The sequence below is a fragment of the Shewanella sp. GutDb-MelDb genome, assembly GCF_002836075.1.
Taxonomy (GTDB): Bacteria; Pseudomonadota; Gammaproteobacteria; order Enterobacterales; family Shewanellaceae; genus Shewanella.
In genome coordinates, this window is sequence record NZ_PJBM01000221.1 from 1 (window position 1) to 6,219 (window position 6,219).

Below are 6,219 nucleotides of genomic sequence, written 5' to 3' on the forward strand. Positions count from 1 at the left end.
TGGTGAATATTGCCGCCGATGGCAGCATGACCTTTGAGCCGACAGACAACTATTACGGCCCTGTCACCTTTGATTACATCGCGACTGACGCAGATGGTGACATCGACACCGGTACGGTCAACATCACCGTAATGCCAAATGTTTCTGGAGGGAATTCCACCTCCCTCACAGTTGATGACTCAGATACGATTGGTAGTGCTACAGATTCAGATTCGAATGGCTTGAACTTTACAGCTGGTGTTGCCGCTGTGAGCTTGTTTGCTTTTGGTAGTTTGGCTAATATCGGTGTGACAGGACTTGATGGAAACTTAACTTGGACGGTTGATAGCTCTGGTAATTTAATCGGTAGTCTAGATGGTTCACCCATCTTACAACTTAGCTTATCAGGCACTACGATTGCAGCTGGGGATACTGGTTCAGTGACGGTATCAGTCACTTTATTAGACAATTTACCTCATGGTGTCGCCGTTGATTCACTAGTCGTTAGCGGTATAGAAGTCATAGCTACTGACGGTAATGGTGCCGTCGCATCTGGAACTGTCGAAGTAAATGTTATCGATGCTGAACTGACTCTAACACCATCAGATATTACCGGCACTAACGCCGCGGGAATATACACAGGCCTATTAACAACTGATGGGGCAGATCAAGATTATAGCGCCGATCTGAGTGCTAATATTGCTGGCTGGAATGGCTCTACAATTACATTTGCAGATTCAGGCATGACATCGAATGGCTTAACGATCTTCTACTTTGTTGACCCTAGCGATCCAAGCATTCTTATTGCTTATTCCGATATAAGTGGCAACCCCTCTGCATATGATGCCAGTAATGCGAATCAATCTGTAATCTTCACGTTATCAATGGATCCAAATAACGACAACTATCAACTAAATCTTACTCAATCTATTGATCAGCTTGAAAGCGTAACCTTAGTTAATATGGCTGGCGGTGCGGGTGGCAATACACCTGCCGTGTATGTTTCCTATAATGGCACTAGCTACGATATCGATAATGATATTAATGATGTAGCTCAAGGCAATGAGATGGCATTTACCCTGACATCAAGCTCAGGGGGAGTATCTTCCTCAGTTAATGGCAACACGAATGGTTTTGGTGTACAAAATGCTTCCGTTGATCAAGGAGAGAACCTTGTTATTGATTATGCCAATGATGTGGCATCCGCATCCGTTCAGTTCGACGGGGCTAATCTTGTACATTATAAAGCTTACGATGCTGATGGAAATCTTCTTGGAGAGGGTGACATTGCCAGTGGTGGGCTCATTAGCAACTTAGGTTCGATTAGTTATCTTGAACTTTCAACAAGCCCTGCTGATGGCAATAACAACTTCCAGTTTACCGGTACTTCGGCTGAAAACATCGTTAGCTCAACTGAAGATGTAAACTTAGAAATTGACGTGACGGTTACTGATAGTGATGGAGATAGCAGCACCGGGACTATCGATATTGTCCTAGACGCACCTGTTACACCTATAAGCGCACCCGTAGCATTAACCCAAAACGCGCTTTCTCTATTGAGCGAAGTAGATTTAAATAATGATGGGAGTGAGTCAGATACACAATCTTTACGCTTCCAGTCAGGCAGTGAATCTATTACAGCATTCCAATTTGGAGATACAGATGCAATTCAAGTCTCTGGGGTTAATGCTAATATTTCCTGGTCGTTAAATGAATCAGGACAACTTATAGGTACATTCCAAGGTAAAGAGTCTATTCGTTTAACACTAAACTGGGCAAGAATTGAAAGCGGTGAGCAGGGAAGTGTCACAGTAACTGCGGAGTTACTAGAAAACTTCCCTCACAATGTGAACACTGAAAACCTAGTTATCAGTGGTATAAGTATTCTGGGTGTTGATGCTTTAGGATCCACTGCGCAATCAAGCCTGACAGTATCAGTCGTTGATTACTCAGATCCTGTTGATGACTTTGCCACCATTGCAGAAGGCTCAACTGCTACGGGTAATGTACTAACCAATGATATTGATCCTGATAGTAACTTCACTGTAACTAGCTTTACTGTTTCAGGCCAAAGCTATACCACCAATGCAACATTCATTATCATTAATGAAGGTCGCTTTGCTTTAGAGTCGGATGGTAGCTACATATTTGTCCCTAATACTAATTGGAATGGTCAAGTCCCTGATATCACCTATACCACTAATACTGGCGCAACAGCGGTACTTACAATTACCGTCACCGAAGGAGATTCAGCGCCAGAGTTTAGGTCAGGTACTGATATTGAGGGAGATTCGGCAAATGTCGATAACTATGACTTTGGATTTAAGCCTGAAGGAAGTAGTAGCGGCACTCTAGTCGGTTCAGTGATTGCCGACGATCCAGATACTAATGATAACCTAAGTTACAGCTTTTCTAACGGCACATTGACTGATGGCGTATTCACAATCGATGCCGACACTGGTGAAATATCCCTCAATAAAGACATTGATGATGCGGATCTAGGTGTCTTTACCCTAAATGTTGTTGCCACCGATTTAACAGGGCTTACAGATACAGCAACGGTCAATATAGAATTAACAAATGTTAACGAGCCTCCAGTTGCGACGGATGACTACTTTGGCATTGGCTTAAGCGCTACGTACTACAGCTACAATGATGGTACTGATGGTGGCAACCTATCGTCTGTGGGTCAGGTTCGCAGCTTTATCAACAGTAATGATGCAGATGCATCTTTCTTTGCCACAAGCCTTAATTATGCAAAAGGCGGGGGTAATCTAGGTACAGGGACTAGCTTACAAGATTTCCTCGGTAGTGACGCCGCGAGTCTGAGTAACGACCCAGGCAACAGTTCTGACGCCATACTGCACATGCAAGGTGCAGTACAACTTGATGTTGGAACATATGGTCTAAAAGTCACTGCAGACGACGGCTACTCTATTGTAATTGATGGAGTGGTGGTTGCTGAAGTATCTAAGAACCAGGCATCAAGTACCCGTTATCCTGGTGACAGTGGCCATATTTATTTCGATATCGATACCGCTGGCGCACATTCCATTGAAATCATCTATTGGGATCAAGGGGGAGCTTACGAACTAAATATTGAACTTGGTCTGTTTGATAATACTAACCAGCAAATTGGTAGTTACACTCCACTAGGAGATCAGATTGTAGCTAACGGTATAATAGTACTCGAAGATACACCGTACACCTTTAATGCAGCAGACATACTTGCCAATGATAGCGATGTTGATGGCGATCTAATTACGATTCAAAGCGTGGGCAATGCCGAGCATGGCAGCGTATCACTGGATGTAAATGGCAATATTTTGTTTACCCCAGATGTAGGCTATACGGGTTCTGCTAGTTATGAATACACCATTACCGATCCAAGTGGCTTAACTGATACCGCAACCGTTTACTTTGATATTTTGCCTACACGAGATTATGGCTTTGTATCTGGGACTGACGGTAACAATGACATCCAAGGCGGTAACGACCATGACATCATCGTCAGTGATACAACGGGCTTACAAATTGTTCCAGGTGAAAACTACAACATCGCCTTTATTCTTGATTCCTCTGGTAGCATGGGAACAACAGCTGTAAATGCAGCCAAAGAGCAATTGATTGAAGTATTTAAAACACTTCTTGCATCTGCATCAGGGCTAAATTCTGGGGTAGTTAACGTCGCTGTAATTGATTTTTCAGGGTCTGCTGTATTAAGTCTTTCTGTAGATATTAAAGATCTAGATATCAGCGCACTAGAATCTGGCACCGATGCAGCTTGGAACGCGATTACCAATGGTGGCAGTACAGACTATGTTGATGCATTTAATGCTGCAAGAGATTGGTTTAGCAGCAACGATGTGACAAGTAATGCTGGAAACAATATTACTTACTTCATTACTGACGGCAAACATAACGCAGGCGGTAATCCTCAAGCTGCATTTAACTTATTAAATGGGCTATCTATCGTCGAGGCTGTTGGTATTAAAAATGACTTAAATGCAGCTGATTTAATTCAATACGACAGTGATGGACAAGTTAGGGCTAAAATTAGTGTCGATAATTTAGCTAGCGTTATACTTGGGTCTGAAACTAACCTATTACAAGGAGATGACCAAACAACCGGAGGCTTAGGTAATGACATTATTTTTGGTGATTTAACCCAATTTACTGGCATTGATGGTCAAGGCTTTACAGCTCTGCAAAAACTGGTTGCTCAAGAAACTAACGTCGAAGCTAACGAAGTCTCAGTACAGGATATTCATGCCTTTATTTCTGTTAATACAGCCATGTTTGATGTGTCTCAAACCCATGACGGCATTGATACTCTCAATGGTAATGAAGGTAACGACATTCTCTTCGGCCAGGGCGGTAATGACACTTTAATTGGTGGTCTAGGTAACGACACCTTAATTGGTGGCCTCGGAGACGATAGTATGATTGGTGGCTTGGGCAATGACACAATGACCGGCGGCGATGGAGAAGATACCTTTGTTTGGAGTGCTAACTCCGTCGACGGTACAGAGACTACCGACCACATTACCGACTTTAGCCTGTTGGAAGATAAGCTTGACCTAAGTGATATTCTTCAAGGAGATACGGTCAATGAACTTTCGCAGTACATCAGCTTTACTGATGAAAACGGGAGTACCTCAATCAATATCGATACCAACAACGATGGAGTTTTCGATCAACATATCGTGCTCGACGGTGTTGACCTATTTACCGAGTTCGGCTCGAGTGAGGCCCAAATAATTACAGGGCTGTTAGGCAGCAATGGTGAGGGCCCATTAATTGTAGGTACCTCTACTGGTGACTCTGCAGCCCCAGCAGCTGTCAATATGCCTGACTCGCTAAATGAAGAACTCTGGGCACAAGGTTTCACGATCATACCTTAAGCACTTAGTGGGATGATGGCCTGTGGATAAATAGGCCATCATGGCCGATACTAACAAACAATACATAATAAAATCTTAAGGATAAGTCCCCAAGGTGACAGTTTCAGCTTCTAAGAAAACTGAGCAATGGACCATTTCAGCATCTCAGCGCGTTATTGTTGATCCATTGCTAGACAGTTTAGTTTTACTTACTGAATACTTCGGTAGCCCTTGCTCCAGCGACTCTCTGGCGGCAGGCCTGCCTATGCAAGGGCATGTCCTAACACCAGAGCTACTGCCTCAAGCAGCCAGCCGAGCAGGTTTAGCAGCTAAGCTATCCCGTAAGGGACTCAATGAAATAACGCCAATTTTACTGCCGTGTATTTTGCTGCTGAAAGATAAAAAAGCCTGCCTACTTCGAGAGCTAGATGTTGAGCACGATAAAGCGATTATCCAGTTACCTGAAACCGGCGGTGAAGAAACACTGTCAATTGAAGAGCTCGAAGCGCTTTATGTGGGCTACTTGTTTCTTGTTAAACAGGAGTATCGTGGCGATATGGGCTTTGATGTCCACCTTCACGAGAACAAATCTCACTGGCTATTACAGACACTTAAAGACTCTGCCCCAATTTATCGTGACGCCTTAATCGCATCAGTATTAGTCAACTTATTCGCACTGGTGTCGCCACTATTTATTATGAATGTATACGACAAAGTCGTGCCTAACTTAGCATTTAATTCTTTATGGGTATTAGCGATAGGTGCGGGCATAGCTTATATCTTTGACTTGGTAATGCGTCAGTTACGCAGTTACTTAATCGATGTCGCGGGTAAGAAAGTCGATATTATCGTCTCCTCGCAACTGTTCGCAAAGGCCGTCGGGATTCCATTAGAAAAACGTTCGCCAAGTGTGGGCGGTATGGCCAAGCAACTCGGAGAATTTGACAGTATTCGAGATATTCTCACCTCTGCCACCATTACCACATTAGTCGATCTGCCCTTTGCGCTATTCTTTTTGACCATTATCTACCTAGTCGCAGGTGATCTTGCGCTTATTCCATTGGTCGGTAGTTTTATAATTATTGCTTACACCTTGATTATGCAGCCAAAACTAAAAGCGGCAATAGAAGAAAGTAATAAATTCTCTGGCTTAAAACATGGTCATCTTATCGAGTCACTTTCATCACTAGAGTCTATCAAATCAAGTGGTGCCGAAGGCTTAGTTCAAAAAAGTTGGCAACAGATGATCGGGCATACCGCTAGCTGGCAGTTAAAATCTAAAAAGATTTCAACTTCAGTCACGAATGTCGCGACATTCGTGGTGCAGACTTCTGTTATTTTCGTCGTAATATTAGGT

2 protein-coding genes are annotated in these 6,219 nt (G+C 43.3%); both read left to right on the plus strand.

The features are described from left to right. Positions 1-4,883, plus strand: a 4,883-nt coding sequence (locus CXF82_RS10675; protein WP_145991684.1) for a beta strand repeat-containing protein, incomplete at its 5' end; no start/stop codon positions are given. Positions 4,884-4,977: 94 nt separating this feature from the next. Beyond that, on the plus strand, positions 4,978-6,219 hold a 1,242-nt coding region (locus tag CXF82_RS10680; RefSeq protein WP_257982771.1), incomplete at its 3' end, for an ABC transporter transmembrane domain-containing protein.